Raw genomic sequence first — 15,718 nt, 5'->3', positions numbered from 1 at the left:
TATGGCGAAACTTGCCGTGCGCATCCTGCTGGCGGTCGTGATTGCGACCACCACGGCAATGTTTTTGCCCATCAGCGGAATGCGTCCTGCAATAGCCCAGGTGGCGGACCCTGTCATTATCCGCTCCGGGGTACATAACGGTTATGGACGAATTGTTCTGCAATGGAACGAGCCGGTCGACTACACCGCCGAAATCATCGGCGATCAGTTGGTTGTGCGCTTCGATCAGCCGTTGGTCGCCTCTTTGCGCGGCGTCCTGACGCCTGTTTCACGCTATATCTCCGATGCGTTTTTTGACCCGGATGGTCGCACCGTCGCCTTTGTCCTGAGCGATGATTTCGAGGTGCGTGCGTTTAATGTCGGCAGCAATGTCGTGCTTGATATCCTTGATAAGCCCGATGCACAGCCGCCTGCTGTCCCAACCCCGCCGACACGCCCAGCCCAGGATGATCAAACCCCGGCGATCACCCCAGCCCCGACCACCCCGGTCGAAACGGTTGCCGATGACAGTGCAGGAAACCTTGCCGAGCTTGATGTGCGTGTCGGGCGTCATCCGACCTTCTATCGTCTGGTGTTTGATTGGCCAAACCGCACGGATTACGTGCTTGAAGGTGCGCAAGGATCACAAACCATCGCCTTTGATGCCCCGGCCCGGATCAATGCCGGCGATGTCTCGCGGCGTTTGCCCGAAGGGGTTCGGATCCGTCAGGACGGCACCAATCCGCTTGATGTGGTGATCGACACAACCCCGGCACGCCAGTTGCGCCATTTCCGGTCCGGTAACAAGGTCGTGGTCGATATCATGGGTGTGCAGCGCGCCCCGGCAACCACCACCGCACAAAACCAGACAAGCCCGACACCAGATCGCGGGGCAACCGCACCAGCACCACCGGCCCCGGCCGCACCGACAGCGCCCGCGCAAACGGCTTCGGGTGAAGACGCGCCCGCAGATGGCGCTACAGAGACGGCCAATGCCGATAGCCCGGTGACAGAGGGTGCTGAAGTTGATCCCAACTCGCCCGAAGCACTGGCACAGGCAGCTCAGGATGCCGAAAGCACCGTTCGTACCAACGGGCAGGCCCCGGTTGAGCGTGAAAGCATCGGTGATCTCGTTGTCACGGTTGATCAGACAGCAACCGAACTTTCGCTTGGCTTCCCGTTCGGGCAGCCGGGCGGGGCGGCTGTCTGGTCGCGTGCCGGGTTCCTGTGGATGGCCTTTGATGTGCGCGCCAACCTCAATCTTGATACCGTGCGTCAGGAAGCAGCCCAGATCATCGGCGTGATCGAACAGATCGAAAGCCCCTATGCCACCATCGTGCGCATGACCATCCCGGACGGGATCGGCCTTTACACGACGCTTGGCGAAACGGGCGATTGGCGTGTGACCATGCAGCAGGGCATCATGCAGCCGGTTGAAAAACTGGGCCCGTCGATCGAGCTTGATGAACAGACCCGCGCACGCTTGATTGTGCCGTTGGATGATGTCGGGCCGATTATTCCGATTGATGACCCGGAAGTGGGCGATACGCTGCGCGTGACCACGACCACCCAGAACGGCTATGGTATCGAGGTTGCGCTACGTTATCCGGAATTTGAAGTTCTGCCGTCGGTTCAGGGTGTTGTCGTCGCACCGATGAATGACAGCGTTCAGGTTGCCGGGCGCGATGATGGCCGTGCGGTGATTGTGACGGCTGCAGACGGGCTTAACATTTCTCCCGAAGGCGCACGGTTGCTGGCCTCGGCAACCGGGGTGCGGTCGCGGACCGGTGACGGGCGCGAGGGGCTTATTTTCGAACTTGATGACTGGCGTCGTGGTGGTCTTGATAACTACAACAAGGTGATCCGTGGCTTGCGTCGTAAGGTTGCCGAAAGTGGCGATGAACACCGCAACAATGCCCGTCTGGATCTTGCGCAGTATTATCTGGCCAACGGTCTGGGACCGGAAGCCGATGCTGTGATTTCCGCCATGGAACATGACGATCCGCTGATTGCCCAGCGCCTGCAGTTCCGCGCACTCAAGGCCGCCGTCAAGTTCCTGAACCGTGATTACCAAGAGGCCGAGCGCTTGCTTGAGGATGATCGCTTGCGCGAAATTCCCGAAATGCAGTTGTGGCGTGCGGTGACCCTCGCCGCACGTGGACGGCCGAATGAAGGTGCGCGTGATCTTCTCGAAAGTGTTCATATCCTTGATTATTACCCGCCAGAATTGCTGTCGCGGATCGTGCCGATTGCGACCGAGCAGGCCTTGATCGTCGGCAACCCCGAAGCGGGCATGGACATGATCGAAAAGATGCTGGTCACCCCGGGGCTTTCCGAAAGCAAGATCATGGATATCCAGTATCTCAAGGGTATCTTTGAAGAAGAGGCGGGCGAACTTGAACAGGCCGTATCGACCTGGGATCAGGTCGCCGAAGGCGATAACCGCAAGGCACGCGCGCACGCGATCTTTGATCGTACAGAACTTCTGATGCGCCTTGAACGCCTGACAGTCGAAGATGCCATCGAACAACTTCAGAAGCTGCGTTTTGCCTGGCGCGGCGATGCGTTCGAGATGGCGCTGCTGAAACGCATCGGCGAATTGCAGATCGAAAACAAGGATTTCCGCGACGGGCTCAATACCCTGCGGCAGGTCGCGATCTTCTTCCCGAACATGCCAGTGGCGACCGAAGCAACCGACATGATGCACAAGACGTTTGAGAACCTCTATCTCGGCGACGAGATCAACAATATCTCGGCGATCAAGGCGGTTGCACTTTATGACGAGTTCCGCGAACTGACCCCGGCTGGCGAAAAGGGTGATGAGCTTATCCGCCGCCTGGCAGACCGGATGGTTGATGTCGAGCTGTTTGAACGCGCCGAGGAGCTGCTTGAACACCAGGTCAACTTCCGTCTGAGCGGCGTTGAAGAGGCCCGTGTCGGGGCGCGCCTCGCGCTGGTTTATCTTCTTGATAGCAAGCCCGAAGAAACCATTCGCACCATCGATGAAACGGAAGCTGACGGGATTTCTGATGAGTTGGCGACCCAACGCCGTCATCTGCGCGCCCGCGCCCTTCTTGATACCGATCGTGGGGCCGAGGCCGTCGCAACGCTTGAAGGCGATTATTCGCGCAATGCCGAATTGCTGCGCATCGATCATTACCGCGCGACACAGGATTATATGTCTGCGGCCGAAACATTCCAGCGTCTGGTCGGCGAGGAGCCGTTTGATCCGGCTGGCATCTCGGATGATCGTGGGCGCTTTATGCTGAACTGGGCGGTCAACCTCGCGATGGCCGGTCAGGAGCGCACGCTTAATATGCTTAAACGCCGCTATGGCGAGGTGATGGCGCAAAGCCCCTATGCCGAGGCTTTCAGCCTGATTACATCATCGCCGACACAGGGCTTGATTGACTATCGGACCCTTGCCGACCGGGTCGATGAGGTCGAGGAGTTCAAGGGATTCCTCGCAACCTATCGAGACCAGTTGGAAAAGTCGCAGCTTAGTGCTATAAATTAACGTTCGATAAATATATCGTGGCACGCATTTCGCCCGTGATGGGTGGCAGTGCCATGATTCTGTTGGCTTTTTTGGAACGGTGATGAGTGTAGTGCTGTGATGGATCGTGCACTTAAAATGGTCTATTACGATGAGGCGAATGTCGAAAAGGACATTTTCGCCCAGCTTTCGCTTGCCCAAAAGCATTATCAGGGCGACGGGATGCCGCGTGATGAGTCCGCGACCCGCCGTATCCTTGACCAGATTCACCGCCAAAGCCGTGCGTTTGCCGCTGTTTGCTATGGCTATATGCGCAGCAAGGGACTCGGCGTTGCCGAGGATCTTGGCGAAGGCCAGCAATGGTATCGCGAAGCGGCCTACTGGTTTAACGAAGAAGCCACCGCTGGCGGCCCGGTATCGGCCAATAACCTTGGCTATCTTTATGCCAAGGGGCTTGGTGTTCAGGAAAATGCCGAAACTGCCGCCCACTGGTTTGAAGAGGCCATCGAGTTCGGCTCGGTCGCGGCCCTTTACAACCTTGGTGTTTGCTATCTGAACGGCTGGGGTGTGCCGCAGGACGACGAAAAGGCCGTTGGCTATTTCGAACGTGCAAGCGAGTTGAATGACCCGTCAGCTGCCAGTGTTCTGGCATACCTTTATCTCGAAGGGCGTGGCGTTCGTCGCGATCCGTCGAAATCGTTCGAATTCAATATGCGCGCCGCCCGTGCTGGCAGTGTCGAGGCCGCATCAGCCCTTGGCTACGCACTTGGTGTTGGGCTTGGCGCAGAACGCAATATTGCGGAAAGCATCAGCTGGTTTGAACTTGCCGCAAGCGAAGGCGATGCCTATGCGCAGGCAAACCTTGCGATGTATTTCTGTCATTCATCGGATCTGAAGCTGTTTAACCGTGGCTGGAAAATGCTGAGCCATGCGGTTGATCAGGGAGATGCGTCTGCGAAATACCAGATGACGCAGATCCAGATTTTCGGTGTGCCACATCGCGAACCCGATTACGCCAATGCGCTTGATCTTGCCATGGACCTGGCCGAGCTTGGCCATCCCGGTGGCTATCACCTGATCGGGGTGATGTATGAACATGGCCTTGGCGTGCCGGTTGATATGGTACGTGCCGCAACTTGGTACGAGCGTGCGGCGGGTAAAGGCTCTGCCAACGGTCAGGCCGCCCTTGGGCGTCTTTATGCAATTGGCAGCGGCGTCGAACAGGACAATGTTCTGGCTTATTACTGGCTGAAAATGTCGGCACCGACCGAAGGCAGTCAGGCACAGCGCGAAATGGGCGCCATTCATGCCCGCATGAGCGAGCGGGAACGTCAGTTGGCCGAAAAATACGTGGCCGAAAATCCGGCGCCGCGTCGGGGCAGCTTTGGCCTCAAGCCGCTTGAACAGGATGTTTTCAAATCCGGCCGCCAAAAAGGCTAGGACCGGATACCGTTGGGCACCAATGCCCAAGTCTAGGGAAGACCAAAAAGCCGTTCTGCGTAGCAGACGGCTTTTTTATTTGCCATGCCAGCCTTTGGGTGCCGCTGATTCCCGTGTGTCCTGCTTATCAGTTTAAAGGAATGTATTGATATAGCTGGAATTTGAGTTAAGGTTTTGAAATCACACTGTTAACACCCTGCATCTCCTGCCACCAGCCGTAAGGCCAAGCCACCGAGGTCCACATGAAAGATGATCTGACATCGCTGTGGGAAGCGACCGCCAGTGACGCCCCCGAAACAGCGCAGCCAGAAGGCGATTACGTTTGCGATGTCATGATTATCGGCGGCGGGTTTACCGGCATGTCCTGCGCGCTTCAACTGGCCAAGGGCGGCGCATCGGTCATTCTGGTCGATGCAGTACGTCCTGGGTTTGGGGCATCAGGTCGCAATGGCGGGCAAGTCATTCCGGGGCTTAAGCATGACCCTGACAAGATCGATAAGCTTTATGGTGAATACTCGACCGAGTTCGCAGGCAAAACCGCCGAGACGACCTTTAATCTGATCAAGGAACACGACATTGACTGTGACCCGACACCAAGTGGCTGGATACAGGGATCGGTCAAACGTGATCATCTGGGCTGGCTTGAAACCCGCATGCGCGAATGGCAATCGCGCGGCGCGGATGTCAAAATGCTCGATACCGCAGAAGTTCAGGCAATGACCGGCAGTGAGCGCCTTGTTGGTGGCTGGCTTGATAATCGGGCAGGGCAGTTGCATCCGTTGAAATATATCCGCGGGCTGACCCGTGCCGCACAGGCGGCAGGCTGTCAGGTCTTTGCCCCGGCACCGGTAAAGCGGGTTAAAAGCATTTCCGGGAAATGGCATGCCGAGATCGGCGCTGGCGTCGCCACGATCAAAAGCGATCATCTGGTGGTGGCGACAAATGCCTATTCCGGGGACCTGTTCCCCAAGCTTCGCAAAAGCATAATTCCGGTAAACAGCTTTCAGGTGGCGACAGCGCCGCTCAGCGAACAGCAACTGGCGACGACCTTGCCGACCAAAACGCCGGTCTCCGATACCCGCCGTATTGGCAATTATTTCCGTATCGGTCCGGGCGGGCGACTGATGCTGGGTGGGCGCGGGACGTTTGAGGATCCCAAGGATCGTGCCGGGTTCAAGGAAATCATCTCAGAACTCCACACCTATTATCCGTGGGTGAAGTCGGTGCCACTTGAGTTTTATTGGTCAGGCCGGCTTGCCATGACCTATGACCATTTCCCGCATATCCATCGACCGGTTGAAAACATGACGATGGCTGTTGGCTATAACGGGCGCGGGGTGGCGCTGTCGACTTCGCTCGGTAAGGCAATTGCCGATAACCTTCTGACACCCGATACGCCTTTGCCATTGCGGTTCCGCGATATCAAGCCGCTCTATGCGCATGATCTGCACCGCGCTTATGCGACGATTGCGATCTGGTATTATCGCCTGCGCGATCATCTCGAAAGCTGAGATCAGGTTTCTTTGTTGTTGGTTGGTATTTGGCGTTTTTGGCCCGCCGGCACAGAGCCTATCCCCTCTCGGTTTCTTGATTTTGCCGGAGAACTTTTTCTGTCCAGTTAGGAAAGGATCGCAGAACGTAGCGGTGCTACATTCAAGATCGTTGACGCGGCTGGACAGAAAAATCTCCCGGCCCTCCGGGTTTTTGTTTGGCGACGTTTCGCTGCGTTACACCGCTTGTACGATGCGCCGCATCGTCCGGTGCGCTGTGCCTTGCCAAACGCTACGCCAAACAAAAACAAAATCTGAGAAACCGAGAGGGGATAGGCTCTAACCGCCGAAACTCTCGACCAGTGATCCGGCGATCAGATACCAGCCATCAACCATGACAAAGAAGATCAGTTTGAATGGCAGGGAAATAATAACCGGCGGCAGCATCATCATACCCATCGACATCAGGATACTGGCAACCACCATGTCGATGATCAGGAACGGAATAAACAGCAGGAAGCCAATCTCAAACGCACGGCGCAATTCGCTGATCATGAAAGCCGGGATCAGGGAGCGCAGCGGGATGTCGTCAGGGGATGTGATTTCCTCGATCCCTGCCAGATTGACGAACAGCTGAAGATCGCGTTCGCGCACCTGGGTCATCATGAAGTCATGAACCGGTTTGACGGATCGCTCGAACCCTTCGAATTCATCAATGTTGCCATTGATCATCGGCTGCAGGCCCTCGTCCCAGACGCGCTCCAATGTCGGCATCATGATGAACAGGGTCAGGAACATGGCCAGACTGATCAGAACCTGGTTTGGCGGTGATTGCTGAATACCGAGTGCCGTTCGAAGCAAGCTCAGCACCACGATGATACGGGTAAAGGACGTCACCATCATCAGGATGGCGGGCGCAATGCTCAGAACCGTGATCAGGCCGATCAGCTGGATCAGGCGGCCTGATGATGTCACGCCCGGGCCGTCGCCCAGATCAAAGTTGAATGTCTGCGCCTGAACGGTATCGCCGCCTGCCAGGATCGCGATCAGCGGGATCAGCGACCAGATTGCACAGAGTGTCAGCCAGCGTGGTGCTAGCCATCCGGCCTTTGCCGGTTTCACATCCTTGGTGCGGGCTGATGGGATATCACGGTTCATGCAGGCGCATTCCTGTCAGTCGGGGCGACGTCTTTGGTGGCGTCGATGGCAATCTCGGTACTCTCAGGCGACAGGGTTTCGTCTGATCGGTTCTGATCACCAAGGATTTCGCTGAAATGGGTGCCGATATTGCGTTCGACCACGGTGTCACCATTCGGGCCCAACATCACAAGATGTTCGGTGTCATCACGCTTGAGCAAAACCAGACGGCGCTTGGTATCGACCGGGACGACTTCAACGACGGACAGGCGTCGTTTGGTGCCGCGCCGGTTGATGTTGCGCGCACCGGGCACAAACCGCCGTGCAAGAAGGGCAAAGACGCCAATGATCCCCAGCACAAAAAGCAGGGCGGCAACAAACCGGAAATAGGCGCTTAGTTCCATCAGGCAGTTTTCCCCGTCTACAACCCGTGTCGCTTGATAGCAGGTTGATCACCGCAATGATCACCTGTCTTGGTATTTCTGTTTACCGTGCCCGGGAAGGTCAGGCAAGGCAGCATCCCGATGACCCATCCCCTTAGGAGTCCTCATAGGCCGTTTCAATTTAGTGTCTTGGATGAATTTCCTATTTGGTGCGGGCGGCCTGAGCATAGGCATTTGTTGCCTGTGCGGTGTTGCTGATGCCGCGAAGCTGACGCTGGATATCGCTATATTCCTGCTGCATCTGGCTTTCGAACTGGCCGAGTTCTTCGGTCAGGGATGCCAGCAGCGGGGCGACTTCCTTGCGCTGTTCCGGGGCAAGGGTGCGGGCCTGTTCGCACAGATCGGCAATACGGCTTTCAAGGGCGGACAGTTCGACCACCTTGCCGTCTTCCAGATATCGCTGTCCGGTGCGGATCAGGGACAGGACGCGTTTCAGGTCGTTCTTGAACTGATCGGGCTTGTACTGTTCTGGGCTCATGATAGGCCTTCCCCGTTTACGTCATCTTGTGGTGTGGCCATGACCTGATCTTCGGGATCGGACTGGCTGCGCGACGGACCGCCATAAATGCGATTGATCCGGTATATATAGTTCAAAATCTCGGCGACGGCGGCAAAGGCTTCCAGCGGGATCTCGCTTTCCACATCAACCGCCATCAGAATTTCGGCGAGGTCGCTGTCTTTGCGGACCTTGATGCCGTTGGCAAAGGCGACCTGCAATATCTGTTCCGCGACGCTGCCTTCGCCCTTCGCACTTAGTGTTGGGGCATTGTCCCGCCCATGCCGATACCGAAGCGCGACGGCCTTTTGGTCATGCGCGCCCGGTGCGGCAAGATTTTCCGTCTTGCTTGCCGGGCTGTCGGTAATGTCATAGGTGGGCTTTTTCCCGTTCATTCGGTCCTTCAATTCAGGACGGTTTGCCTTGTCTGTCCATGGTATCTGACCTCAATAGCGTCGACCATAGACCCAAGATGGTCAACAAATCGTTGTCGACCACACCGCCATTTCACCAATGCGTTGAGATCAGCAAAATCCCCGCAGACAGTCACGGATGTCCGGCAGGGTTGGCATGGAAAAGACAGGGGATGGTCGAAAGGACGAGGGTGCGAAGCAGGCCGGGATGCCTAGTCTTCGTTGGAATCGCTCTTTTTCTCGGATGCGGCCTTATCGGATGATCCGACGGTACCAAGATGGCGAATAAGGTCTTCGCTGACGGCGGCCGAACGGTTTTCTTCCTGAATGCGGTCATAAAGTTCGCGACGCAGGACCTGCACATCCTCGGGGAAGGTGAAGCCAAGCTTCACGGTCTTGCCGCGCACCTCAACGACAGTGACTTCAATATTGTCATCAATGACAACGGAGTCGCCGACTTTTCGTGTGAGATAGAGCATGCAAGTTCCCGGTTTTGATAGATTGATGACAATTATTCATCAGACGCGCCCAATATGCCCGGTTTCATAGGCGGGGTCTAGTGCCCGCAGTGATTAGAACGAATTACGGGCGATTTCAACGCTGTTTTTATGTTTGGCACGCTACGTGCATTTGTGTTGGCAGGAATGAACGGGGCGGCAAAAACGGCCCTTCGGAAATTCCGGCCCCGATCAGGGCGCAACGTTAACTTCGGCTTTACCCGCGCACCCAATACTCGTCAATGCGCAGACAAGGAGCAGGAAATGGATATCGGCAAACTTGGCATGTTCGCCAACCTCAAGGAAAAGATGGACTGGCTGACACAGCGTCAGGAAGTCATCGCGCAGAATATCGCCAACTCCGATACGCCAAACTACCGCGCCAATGATCTCAAGGAATTCGACCCGAAGAATATCGGCCGCGACCGCCAGTTCATCCTTGCGATGCAGGCGACGACGCCGGGCCATAGTCAGGGTCTTAACAAACCGCAGAACTTCAAGGACGAGGAAGTGCGCAAGAACTATGAAGTCGCGCCGGGCAAAAACGCCGTCATCCTTGAAGAACAGATGGTCAAGATGAACGAAAACCAGGTCGATTATCAGACCATGACCCGTCTGTATGCCAAACAGAAAACAATGTTCATTTCGGCCCTCGGCCGCTAACCGGTAAGTAGAGAGTAAGAACCATGGAACTTTACAAGGCTTTCAAAATCTCTGCTGCTGGCATGCGCGCACAGGGTACGCGTCTTCGGATCGCGGCAGAAAACGTTGCCAACGCAGACAGCCTGCCGACAGCACCAGGCCAGGATCCGTATCGCCGCAAGCTTCTGACCTTCAAGAACGTCATGGACCGCGAAATCGGTGCCGAGATGGTCAAGGTCAATAAGGTGATGCCGGACCGCTCCGATTTTGGTATGAAATACGAACCAAGCCATCCGGCGGCAAACGATCAGGGTTACGTTCAGACCCCGAACGTCGAGACGCTGGTTGAGATGATGGATATGCGCGAAGCACAGCGCTCCTATGAGGCCAACCTCAATGTGATCCAGTCATCGCGCAGCATGTTGCTCAAGACCCTTGATATCCTGCAGTAAGCAGACGATATACCCGGGCAAGAACACGTTTAAGGATTGAGACCCATGGTCGGATTCAACGATGCCATTTCTGCCTACCGCAATGCGGCCGCAGGCAAGACCAACACCGTTACGGAAACCGTAACCGGTACGGGCCAGTCCGTGAACCCGGGGGAAAGTTTTGCCGACATGGTCAAGGGGGCGGCACATGATGCCCGTGATACCATGGCGGTCAGTGAACAGATGACCCAGAAGGCCATTACCGGTGATGCCGAGTTGCATGAAGTTGTAACGGCGGTTTCTGCCGCCGAAGTAACCCTGCGTACCGTGGTGTCGGTCCGTGACAAGGCAGTGGAAGCTTATCAGAGCATTCTCAACATGCCGGTCTGATCGATATTTGCAGACATTTTTTGAAAGCCGCGCGATCCTTCGTGCGGTTTTTGTGTTTCCGGGAAATGCACAAGGAAGCGTTTGATAAGTCAGGAAATCATGGCAAACCCCGTGATAAATCCTGTATGAAGGATAAAGGCCCGATGCGGCCCGCATGACAAGACGGCGAAACAGGAAGACCCGATGGATCAAGCTGAAATCATGGACGTGGCCTATGACGCGGTGTGGACACTGCTGAAAGTCACCACGCCGCTCATGCTGATTGCGCTTGGGGTCGGTCTGATCATTGCTCTGATTCAGGCCCTGACACAGATTCAGGAAATGACCCTGACCTTCGTGCCCAAGATTCTGGTGATCTTTACGGCCCTTCTGGTCTTGCTGCCATGGATGATGACAGAACTGATCGAATTTATGGGCCGGATGGTCGACCACTTTATCGGGTTGCCCAATTAGCGTTAACCCCGGCGCACGCCAGCGTGAATTTGCCCGCGTGAATATGTAAGGCAGTCGAAGACGACATGGATCTTCAAGAACTTCTTACGCTGAATGTTTACGTCGTCCTGATGACTTTCGCCAGGGTGGGGGCGGCCTTTGCCTTTATGCCCGGTATCGGGTCCCGTGCAGTGCCGGCGCGCGCGCGGCTTTTCTTTGCCTTTTGGGTGGCGGTTGTGATCTCGCCACTGGCCGGGCCACTTTTTCCGCCGCAACCTGCCGATGCAGCGTCACTTCTGGTCGGGATCGGCTATGAAGTTACTGTCGGGCTTTTCTTTGCCTTGTTTGCCCAAGTGATGATGGCCGGGATTCAGACTGCCGGGTCAATCATTGCCTATCTGTCCTCTATGGCGAACGCCTTTACCGCCGATCCATTGTCGGGTGCACAAAGTGCGGTGACGGGCAATTTTCTTATGCAGGTCGGGCTTGTTCTTTTGTTTGCGACCGGGATGGATCATCTGATGATCCAGGCGGTGTTTGAAAGCTATACGTTGTTCCCGCCCGGCGGTGTTTTGCCGGTTGGCGATATGAGCGAATTTTTCGCCAATGCACTCAATAACAGTTTTATCATTGCCGCTCAGATGTCGGCGCCGTTTCTGGTGGTGGCAATCTGCTTGCAGGTTGCACTTGGCCTGCTAAATAAGCTGATGCCGCAATTGCCGGTATTCTTTGTCGCGATGCCTGTGCAAATCGCGATTGCATTGCTTTTGTTGACCTTGGCCCTGCCATCCATGATGATGGTTTATCTTGCATATTTCGAGAACGGGCTTGAGGCGTTCCTCAATCCGTAAGGCAGTGACGGGCGGCATTTTGCCCCGTATTGCCCAGTATGGGTTTCCCAATGGCAGAAGAAGACGACAGCCAAAAGACAGAAGACCCCACAAGTAAAAAGCTTGAGGACGCGCGAAAAAAAGGTCAGGTGGCGGTTTCCAAAGAGGTTGGAAACTTCTTCCTCCTGTTCGGCGGTGGTCTTGTCATGATCATGCTCGGCCCGACCATGGCGGCTGGTGTGCGTGATCTTGCCGTTGGTTTTCTTGCTCATCCTCACACATTTGATGTGTCGCAGGCAGGGTTCCCAGACCTGTTTCAGGATGTCCTTCTGGGCATGTTGTGGGTGTTGGGCATTCCGTTTGTTCTTCTCGTGTTTTTTGCTGCTGCTGGCCACATCATTCAGAACGGTGTCGTCGTTGCTGCCGAGCGTCTTGAGCCCAAGCCGGAGAAGCTCAATCCGCTTGAGGGGCTCAAGAACCTGTTTTCGATGAAAAGTCTGGTCGAGTTCGCCAAAAATATCAGCAAAATCGTCCTTGTTGCCGTCGTTCTGGCGCTTGTGGTGATGCCTGAACTGGTTGATGTCGAGCTTTATCCGCAGCAATCGCTCGGTCGGACGCTTGAACGTCTTTACGACATGATCATCATCTTGCTGATTGCGACCATCTCGTTGACGGCGGTCATCGCCGGGCTCGACTTTGCCTATCAGAAGTACGAGTTCAACGAGAGAATGAAAATGTCCAAGCAGGAGATCAAGGACGAATACAAGCAGACCGAAGGTAGTCCCGAGATCAAGGCAAAGGTCCGCCAGATCAGGATGGAACGCGCCCAGCAGCGCATGATGTCAAACGTGCCCAAGGCCGACGTGGTCATCACCAACCCGACGCACTTTGCCGTCGCCCTGCAATATGACATCGATACCATGGGTGCACCGATGTGCATCGCCAAGGGGCAGGACAACGTCGCGCTTAAAATTCGTGAGGTCGCCGAAGAACACGACATCACGATCATGGAAAACCCGCCGGTTGCCCGTGCGCTTTTTGCAACCGTCGAGATCGATCAGGAAATCCCGCCGGAACATTACAAAGCCGTTGCAGAGATCATCTCGTTCGTGTTCCGCCAGCGCGGCAAAAAGCTGGGATAATCGGCCTCGCAGGCCAAATAAATCCGGCAAAACGTCCCATTAGCACCTTTTAATAATTTTTGATTGCAACGATCTAGATCAATATACAACTGCCGCTTTGGTAGTATTTTAAAATTAATGGTTCCCATTACGTGTTGTCGACACTATACGTATGGCGAATCAGATTAAGTCCAGTGTTCAGTAATGCAGCTTTTCGAGTAGGAATACCTTGATGAAATTGAGGATTGCCGGGCAGATTGCCCTTTCGAACGCGATCATCGTCGTCATGTTGATCGCCGTTGCCGTTGGTATAGGTGTTGTAAATACAGCCGGTCGGCAGGCGACTCACGAAGCGGCCAAAATCGGCGTCGTTGCCAGTACGGATGTCCCAAATCTCATCAAGGCGATCGAGGGTGCACGCTACAACGTTATTCAGGTTCAGCAGTGGTTAACCGATATTTCGGCAACCCGTGGGCTTGACGGTCTTAATGACGGATTTGACGAAGCCGAGGCCGCTGCGCAAGGTCTCGCCGAAAATCTGGCAACGGCAAAAGCGCTTAGCGAAAAGCTCGGTCAGACTGAGCTTCTGGCGGCCCTTAAGCAGATTGAAGCGGCATTCCCGGATTATTACACCACGGGCAAAAGAATGGCGCAGGGCTATATTGATGGCGGCCCTGAGGTTGGCAACAAGATCATGGGTGACTTTGATGCGACGGCGGCTCGTCTTGCTGGCGCACTCGAAGCCGCGGTCGAGCTTACCGATACCTTTAGCCGATCAATTGAAACCTCACTTGTCGACAAGCTGAGTGGTCTAGAAAGCAACGTTGAGTCGGTCTTTATGCTGACAACGTCTGTGACGATTGCCTCAATCATTATCTGCGCCTTGATCGCATGGGTCATGCATCGTCGTATTGCAGCACCGGTGGCTGAAAGCGTTGACAGGCTTGGCCAACTGGCTGATGGCAAATTCGATGTCAAACTGACCAAATCTGATCGCAATGACGAAGTCGGCGATCTGGTGCGCGTCATGCATGTGTTCCGCGAAACCGGTCTGAATAACCTGAAAATGCGTGAGCAGCAGGAAGCGGACCGGCTTGAATCCGAAGAGCAGCGTCGTCAATCGCTGCGGGAAATGGCGGAACGCGTCGAAAGCGAAACCCGCCGCGTGGTTGATACCATTTCGGGTCAGACTGGCGAACTCGCCGAAGCTGCCCAGCGGATGTCGAGTTCTGCTGATCTCGTTCAGGGCAACTCCCAGACCGTAGCTGCGGCTTCTGAGCAGGCATTGGCAACAGTTGAAGCTGTTGCGGGTGCAGGCGAGGAGCTGAATTCCTCGCTCGGGGAAATCAATGGTCAAATTTCGCGCGCCAACCGTGTCAGCGAAGATGCGGTTGAGGCCAGCCGTTCGACGGAAGCAACCGTTTCGCAATTGGCCGATAGCGTTCGCGGTATCGGTGAAGTTGTTGAACTGATTTCCGGTATTGCTGAACAGACCAACCTGCTTGCTCTTAACGCAACCATCGAGGCTGCCCGTGCCGGTGACGCCGGTAAGGGCTTTGCGGTTGTGGCGCAGGAAGTCAAAAACCTGGCGACCCAGACCAGCCGTTCGACCGATGAAATCACCCGCCAGATTGCTGAAATTCAGGCGGTGACGGATTCTGCTGTCAGCGCGGTGGCAACCATTGCCGAGAAAATCCACGAAATGGATGAAGTCTCGACCGCGATTGCGGCTGCTGTTGAAGAACAGAGTGCCGCGACTTCTGAAATCGCGCGCAATGTCAACGAAACGGCTCAGGCATCGCGTGAGGTGTCTGCGCGGATTAACGAGGTTTCTACTGAAGCCGCTGGCACCGGGCAACTCGCTGCTGAAGTCGGAGGCCTTTCCGAGCAGGTTGCACAAGCTGTGCGCGATCTTCGCAATGTGCTGGTCGAAGTTGTCCGGACCTCGACCACAGATGTGGATCGCCGTTCATCGAAGCGTCATCCGTCTTCCAGGGAGGTCACTATCCGGTTTGGTGGCAAAACGTCCAAAGCACGGCTTGAAAACATCTCGGAACGGGGTGCGCATCTTGTCTGCAATGACAATGTTGCTTCGGGCACCAGAATCGAACTTGATCTGCCCGGTGTGAGCGCTCCGGTGCGTGCCATCGTGCGTAATGCCAATGAAGACGGTATCAGTGTCGAATTCGATGGAACCAAACTTGACGATGCGCAGGTCAAACGCCTGAGCAACTAACGCGGCCTTACGCGTCATGGGGTGTTCTGGTGCACGCCAAAAGAAAATGTGTGAAAGGCAGGACCAATTCCGGTTCCTGCCTTTCGCGTATCTGGCGGGAATTACGGACTGTTTTGTCGCGATTGTCGGGCGGCGTGATGGACGATAAACTTGCCGGTAGCCAGTCGGGCGATAAGCAGCTAAAAGTATAGACTATTTTGTTAAGTTATTGTCGTTAAAGGCGGTCGCGTGCTGTTTCGGGGGCT

At 55.5% G+C, this 15,718-nt stretch carries 15 protein-coding genes; 10 read left to right on the top strand and 5 right to left on the bottom strand.

Annotation, left to right across the window (positions count from 1 at the left end):
* The first annotated feature begins 1 nt into the window (after position 1).
* From CMO10_RS15935 to CMO10_RS15925, 3 genes are all read left to right on the top strand, one after another.
* Positions 2-3,496 carry a tetratricopeptide repeat protein gene (locus CMO10_RS15935; protein WP_297024131.1) on the top strand — a complete coding sequence of 1,165 codons (3,495 nt, stop codon included), beginning with the start codon at positions 2-4 and terminating at the stop codon, positions 3,494-3,496.
* A 99-nt stretch (positions 3,497-3,595) separates the two neighbouring features.
* Positions 3,596-4,915 carry an SEL1-like repeat protein gene (locus CMO10_RS15930; RefSeq protein ID WP_297024129.1) on the top strand — a complete coding sequence of 440 codons (1,320 nt, stop codon included), beginning with the start codon at positions 3,596-3,598 and terminating at the stop codon, positions 4,913-4,915.
* A gap of 242 nt (positions 4,916-5,157) precedes the next feature.
* The gene (locus tag CMO10_RS15925) at positions 5,158-6,426 is read left to right on the top strand and encodes an NAD(P)/FAD-dependent oxidoreductase (protein ID WP_297024127.1); all 1,269 of its coding nucleotides are present in this window, start codon (positions 5,158-5,160) and stop codon (positions 6,424-6,426) included.
* A gap of 318 nt (positions 6,427-6,744) precedes the next feature.
* Here the strand turns inward: CMO10_RS15925 and fliP are convergent, their stop codons facing one another.
* The 5 genes from fliP to csrA form a co-directional block, all read right to left on the bottom strand.
* The gene (gene fliP / locus CMO10_RS15920) at positions 6,745-7,563 is read right to left on the bottom strand and encodes a flagellar type III secretion system pore protein FliP (RefSeq protein WP_297024125.1); all 819 of its coding nucleotides are present in this window, start codon (positions 7,561-7,563) and stop codon (positions 6,745-6,747) included.
* A complete protein-coding gene (locus CMO10_RS15915; RefSeq protein WP_297024123.1) occupies positions 7,560-7,946 on the bottom strand; it encodes a FliO/MopB family protein in 387 nt (128 codons plus the stop codon). The genes fliP and CMO10_RS15915 overlap by 4 nt, the downstream gene beginning before the upstream one ends.
* A gap of 181 nt (positions 7,947-8,127) precedes the next feature.
* Entirely contained in the window at positions 8,128-8,463 is a 336-nt protein-coding gene (fliT, locus tag CMO10_RS15910; RefSeq protein WP_297024121.1) for a flagellar protein FliT, read from the bottom strand.
* On the bottom strand, positions 8,460-8,876 hold the full coding sequence (locus CMO10_RS15905; RefSeq protein ID WP_297024119.1) for an EscU/YscU/HrcU family type III secretion system export apparatus switch protein: 417 nt from the start codon (positions 8,874-8,876) through the stop codon (positions 8,460-8,462). The genes fliT and CMO10_RS15905 overlap by 4 nt, the downstream gene beginning before the upstream one ends.
* 230 nt (positions 8,877-9,106) lie before the next feature.
* The gene (gene csrA / locus CMO10_RS15900; RefSeq protein ID WP_297024117.1) at positions 9,107-9,373 is read right to left on the bottom strand and encodes a carbon storage regulator CsrA; all 267 of its coding nucleotides are present in this window, start codon (positions 9,371-9,373) and stop codon (positions 9,107-9,109) included.
* Positions 9,374-9,655: 282 nt separating this feature from the next.
* Between csrA and flgB the strand changes: the two genes are divergently transcribed.
* From flgB to CMO10_RS15865, 7 genes are all read left to right on the top strand, one after another.
* Entirely contained in the window at positions 9,656-10,054 is a 399-nt protein-coding gene (gene flgB / locus CMO10_RS15895) for a flagellar basal body rod protein FlgB (RefSeq protein WP_044829526.1), read from the top strand.
* Positions 10,055-10,077: 23 nt separating this feature from the next.
* Positions 10,078-10,485: a flagellar basal body rod protein FlgC gene (flgC, locus tag CMO10_RS15890; RefSeq protein WP_297024115.1), complete on the top strand. Its 408-nt coding sequence runs from the start codon at positions 10,078-10,080 to the stop codon at positions 10,483-10,485.
* A 45-nt stretch (positions 10,486-10,530) separates the two neighbouring features.
* Positions 10,531-10,854, top strand: coding sequence for a flagellar hook-basal body complex protein FliE (fliE, locus tag CMO10_RS15885; protein WP_297024113.1), 324 nt, complete (start codon positions 10,531-10,533; stop codon positions 10,852-10,854).
* A 183-nt stretch (positions 10,855-11,037) separates the two neighbouring features.
* Entirely contained in the window at positions 11,038-11,307 is a 270-nt protein-coding gene (gene fliQ, locus CMO10_RS15880) for a flagellar biosynthesis protein FliQ (protein ID WP_297024111.1), read from the top strand.
* Positions 11,308-11,372: 65 nt separating this feature from the next.
* Positions 11,373-12,137: a flagellar biosynthetic protein FliR gene (gene fliR / locus CMO10_RS15875; protein ID WP_297024109.1), complete on the top strand. Its 765-nt coding sequence runs from the start codon at positions 11,373-11,375 to the stop codon at positions 12,135-12,137.
* 50 nt (positions 12,138-12,187) lie between these two features.
* Positions 12,188-13,258, top strand: a complete 1,071-nt coding sequence (gene flhB / locus CMO10_RS15870) for a flagellar biosynthesis protein FlhB (RefSeq protein WP_297024107.1) — start codon at positions 12,188-12,190, stop codon at positions 13,256-13,258.
* Between the two features lie 211 nt (positions 13,259-13,469).
* Complete coding sequence (locus CMO10_RS15865; RefSeq protein ID WP_297024106.1) at positions 13,470-15,473, top strand: methyl-accepting chemotaxis protein; 2,004 nt, start codon at positions 13,470-13,472, stop codon at positions 15,471-15,473.
* Positions 15,474-15,718 lie beyond the last annotated feature (245 nt).

The organism is Thalassospira sp., assembly GCF_002709775.1.
In the GTDB taxonomy this organism is placed as follows: Bacteria; Pseudomonadota; Alphaproteobacteria; order Rhodospirillales; family Thalassospiraceae; genus Thalassospira.
This window is presented reverse-complemented; position numbering and strand designations above follow the sequence as displayed.

What these genes read in the sequence shown, in the direction of transcription:
- CMO10_RS15935 (WP_297024131.1), top strand. Translation starts at nt 2, where the DNA reads ATGGCGAAACTTGCCGTGCGCATCCTGCTGGCGGTCGTGATTGCGACC.
- CMO10_RS15930 (WP_297024129.1), top strand. Translation starts at nt 3,596, where the DNA reads ATGGATCGTGCACTTAAAATGGTCTATTACGATGAGGCGAATGTCGAA.
- CMO10_RS15925 (WP_297024127.1), top strand. Translation starts at nt 5,158, where the DNA reads ATGAAAGATGATCTGACATCGCTGTGGGAAGCGACCGCCAGTGACGCC.
- fliP (WP_297024125.1), bottom strand. Translation starts at nt 7,563, where the DNA reads ATGAACCGTGATATCCCATCAGCCCGCACCAAGGATGTGAAACCGGCA.
- CMO10_RS15915 (WP_297024123.1), bottom strand. Translation starts at nt 7,946, where the DNA reads ATGGAACTAAGCGCCTATTTCCGGTTTGTTGCCGCCCTGCTTTTTGTG.
- fliT (WP_297024121.1), bottom strand. Translation starts at nt 8,463, where the DNA reads ATGAGCCCAGAACAGTACAAGCCCGATCAGTTCAAGAACGACCTGAAA.
- CMO10_RS15905 (WP_297024119.1), bottom strand. Translation starts at nt 8,876, where the DNA reads ATGAACGGGAAAAAGCCCACCTATGACATTACCGACAGCCCGGCAAGC.
- csrA (WP_297024117.1), bottom strand. Translation starts at nt 9,373, where the DNA reads ATGCTCTATCTCACACGAAAAGTCGGCGACTCCGTTGTCATTGATGAC.
- flgB (WP_044829526.1), top strand. Translation starts at nt 9,656, where the DNA reads ATGGATATCGGCAAACTTGGCATGTTCGCCAACCTCAAGGAAAAGATG.
- flgC (WP_297024115.1), top strand. Translation starts at nt 10,078, where the DNA reads ATGGAACTTTACAAGGCTTTCAAAATCTCTGCTGCTGGCATGCGCGCA.
- fliE (WP_297024113.1), top strand. Translation starts at nt 10,531, where the DNA reads ATGGTCGGATTCAACGATGCCATTTCTGCCTACCGCAATGCGGCCGCA.
- fliQ (WP_297024111.1), top strand. Translation starts at nt 11,038, where the DNA reads ATGGATCAAGCTGAAATCATGGACGTGGCCTATGACGCGGTGTGGACA.
- fliR (WP_297024109.1), top strand. Translation starts at nt 11,373, where the DNA reads ATGGATCTTCAAGAACTTCTTACGCTGAATGTTTACGTCGTCCTGATG.
- flhB (WP_297024107.1), top strand. Translation starts at nt 12,188, where the DNA reads ATGGCAGAAGAAGACGACAGCCAAAAGACAGAAGACCCCACAAGTAAA.
- CMO10_RS15865 (WP_297024106.1), top strand. Translation starts at nt 13,470, where the DNA reads ATGAAATTGAGGATTGCCGGGCAGATTGCCCTTTCGAACGCGATCATC.